Raw genomic sequence first — 686 nt, 5'->3', positions numbered from 1 at the left:
ACATTTCTTGTACCAAGAGTGCTGCTCGTGATAGCTACTTGTATAGGGTTACGAAGCGTTTTGATAAGGTCAGAAACTAAGGGCGCATTTGTTTCCCACTGATCGTAAATTACATGTTGATCTTCTCTAGATCGATCAGAGTATTCCACGCCAAAATATCTATCTGAAAAGAATCTGGTGAGTATCGATATGTCAGTAAAAAACACGCCACCTAGTTGGTCTGGCATCGCGTATGGTAGCCCAGCAACGACGCACGGAATAATTTCGTCGTACTTTACTTCTCGACCAAATGCCGCATGTACCATCTCAGGATGAAGTTTTAAACCGTTTACCAGTCTTGTTGCTTGGCGGACATCTTCGCGAGTTTGTTTTAAGAAGTTATAGATCGCAACCGGGCGACCTTCGCAAAGCCATCTATTCTTGCATTCTAAAACAAATAGTTTGCCATCCCATAGTGCTAAAACATCGTACTGATATTCTCCCTCTGGCTCAGGGTATTTTCTTTTGTAGCCTACCGCCTCGACCCCATGGGAGATAAAAAGCTCTTTTACTTCGTTTTCAAGTCCATCTCCTTTTGGCTTAAATTCACCTTTTCTACTCAGTATGTTCGATGCGATCGCTCTGCTTATTACGCTTCCTTTGAGGATGTCGTAAAGAACTGCAAATCCTGTTGATGTCTTTATGAG

1 protein-coding gene is annotated in these 686 nt (G+C 42.6%); it reads right to left on the bottom strand.

Annotated elements, in window-relative coordinates; translation table 11 throughout:
* A partial coding sequence (locus AC1DVH_RS32300; protein WP_477757196.1) for a hypothetical protein occupies window positions 1-686 on the bottom strand: 686 nt, incomplete at both ends.

The sequence above is a fragment of the Pseudomonas sp. P4_C3 genome (assembly GCF_056402075.1).
Note: the sequence above shows the minus strand (reverse complement) of the source record. Positions and strands in the feature narration are given on the sequence as shown.